3 protein-coding genes are annotated in these 2,582 nt (G+C 71.8%); 1 reads left to right on the plus strand and 2 read right to left on the minus strand.

Annotated elements, in window-relative coordinates; translation table 11 throughout:
• Both ACWCSD_RS51410 and ACWCSD_RS51415 read right to left on the minus strand, forming a co-directional pair.
• Positions 1–319: low temperature requirement protein A (locus ACWCSD_RS51410; RefSeq protein ID WP_449927016.1), on the minus strand; the 319-nt coding region annotated here is incomplete at its 3' end.
• A gap of 104 nt (positions 320–423) precedes the next feature.
• A complete protein-coding gene (locus ACWCSD_RS51415; protein ID WP_397159304.1) occupies positions 424–1,035 on the minus strand; it encodes a sigma-70 family RNA polymerase sigma factor in 612 nt (203 codons plus the stop codon).
• A gap of 394 nt (positions 1,036–1,429) precedes the next feature.
• Here ACWCSD_RS51415 and ACWCSD_RS51420 point away from each other — a divergent pair.
• On the plus strand, positions 1,430–2,582 hold a 1,153-nt coding region (locus tag ACWCSD_RS51420; RefSeq protein WP_449927019.1), incomplete at its 3' end, for an AAA family ATPase.

Here is a 2,582-nt window from a genome sequence, read left to right on the forward strand (position 1 = left end):
GCACGCCGACGGCCAGGACCAGCGCCCCCGCCATCTGCACCATGGTCAGCAGCCGGTAGGGAACGTCGTCGGTGTCGTAGGACGAGGCGAACCAGGTGAAGTTCATCCACGCCCACCAGATGGCGAAGAACACCTGGAGGAACGGGACCAGCCCGGTCAGGCCATGACCTTCGGCGACGACGTGCGCGAACTGCGCCGTGACGGCCGCGACCGCGACCACGAAGGTGAGATCGAAGAGGAGCTCGAGCTGGCTCGACGCGCGATGCGGCTCGTCGACGGGCCGGGAGCTCATCCTGACCCGGATCCGAATGGTGGTCATGGTCGAGGGCACGCTCACGCTCCTGTCGCTCTTCGGCGTCCGATTCACCCGAAAGACCGGACGGCGTCGTGATCTGTGACAGATCGCCGCACCAGCGATCGAACTCAGCGGACGATGTCGGCGGTGAGCACGTCTTCCAGCGCGGCGAGGTCGCCGGACTGGGCGGCGGCGACGAACGTCCGCACGAGGCGCCGGTGCGCGGTGGCGCTCACCTGGTGGCGTCGCTCGGTGGCGAGGTGGTTGCGCGCGCGTCGCAGGAGTTGCCGCGCGTGGTCTTCGCCGAGGTGGAGGAGCTCGGAGATCTGGCGGTAGGGGTAGTCGAAGGCCGTGCGCAGGAGATAGACGGCTCGTTCGGCGGGTGTCAGCCTCTCCAGCAGCAGCCGGATCGCAGTGTCGACCGCCTCTCGCCGTTCGGCTGCCGTCTCGGGCCCGGCGGCGAGGTCCGCCGTCTCGGGGAGCCAGGAGCCGGCGGAGGTCTCTCGGCGCCTGCGGGCGGACCGGGCGACGTTGATGGCGAGCCTCGCGGTGGTCAGCGCGAGGAAGGCCGGCGGGCTGATGACGACCGACCGATCGGCACGGGCCCAACGCAGCCACGTCTCCTGCACCACGTCCTCGGCTTCGCCCACGTCCTGCAGGACGCGCAGACCGATCGTGAGAAGCCGGGGCGCGGCGCTGACGAACGCCGAATCCTCTCCGTACGACTCCAACAGGCTCATGGTCACGATGGCGGCTCCGTTCGACAGCTGGCATCCGGTGATGCCACTGCGATCACGGTCGCTGTCCGGGCTGCTCCGTCGCGCCCTGGGAACACCGTGGTCGGTACCCTGGCCCCCACCGTGGCGGGCGTCGGGGCAGCGGAGGCGCCTCGGGCAGTGGGCTGCTCCGCGACCACCCGGCTCACCCTGCGGCCGGTGTCACCAGCAGATTGCTGGGCTTGATGGCAGAACGGTAGGTTACGTCTCCGTCTAGGATGTAGCGCCGGTTTCTCCCCATGTTCAGCGGTCATGGGGCAACGAACAGATGATCGTCGGGGGCAGTGCCATGGCAAGCGGAGGTCCCGGGTCGCGACTTCTCGGGCGGCGGCTGGAGTGCGAGACGCTGGATCAGCTCGTGGCAACGGTGCAGGACGGCCACAGCTCGGTCCTGGTTCTGCGCGGCGAGGCCGGCATCGGCAAGACGGCGCTGCTGGAGTACGCGCGGGACAGCGCGTCCGGCTGCCGGATCATCAAGGCGACCGGCGTGGAATCCGAGATGGAGCTGGCCTTCGGGGGGCTGCATCAGCTGTGCTCCCCGTTCCTGGAGCACCTGGGTCGCCTGCCGGGCCCGCAACGCGACGCGCTCGGGACGGCGTTCGGCCTGAGCGCGGGAACTCCTCCGGACCGCTTCCTGGTCGGCCTCGCGGTGCTCAGCCTGCTCGCCGACGTGGCCGAGAAGGGGCCGCTGGTCTGCCTCGTCGATGACGCGCAGTGGCTCGACCAGGTCTCCGCGCAGACCCTCGCCTTCGTCGCGCGGCGCCTGCTCGCGGAGCCGATCGGGCTGCTGTTCGCGGTGCGCGAGCACCACCTCGGACCGGAGCTGAAGGGGCTGCCCCAGCTCGACGTGGGACGGCTGAGCGACAGCGACGCCCGCGCCCTGCTGGACTCCGTGACTCCCGGACGACTCGACGAGCAGGTCCGGGACCGGATCGTCGTCGAGACGCAGGGAAACCCGCTGGCCCTGCTCGAACTGCCCCGGGGGCTGGCGCCGGCGGAGCTGGCGGGGGGATTCGGGCGGCCCGACGCGCGACCGCTGGCCGGCCAGATCGAGCAGGGCTTCCTGCGGCGGGTCCGGTCGTTGCCGGCCGAGACGCAGCGGCTGCTGCTCATCGCGGCGGCCGAGCCGGTCGGGGACGTGACCCTGCTGACTCGCGCGGCGGAGTTGCTGGGCATCGAGGTGTCCGCCGCGTCGCCGGCCGAGGCGGCGGGGCTGATCGCCATCGGTACGCGGGTGCGTTTCCGTCATCCCCTCATGCGATCGGCGGCCTACCGCGTCGCGTCCCCGCAGGACCGGCAGGACGTCCACCGGGCGCTGGCCGACGCGACCGATCCCCGAGCGGACCCCGATCGCCGGGCGTGGCACCTCGCCAACGCGACGGCCGGCCCCGACGAGACGGTGGCCGCCGAGTTGGAGCGCTCGGCCGATCGGGCGCAGGCGCGCGGCGGAGTCGCCGCGGCGGCGGCGTTCCACGAGCGGGCAGCCGAGCTGACCCCCGACCCCGCGCGCC

The sequence above is a fragment of the Nonomuraea sp. NPDC001684 genome, assembly GCF_053596515.1.

Excerpts from the sequence above, each read along its gene's own strand:
- ACWCSD_RS51415 (WP_397159304.1), bottom strand. The coding sequence starts at position 1,035 with ATGAGCCTGTTGGAGTCGTACGGAGAGGATTCGGCGTTCGTCAGCGCC.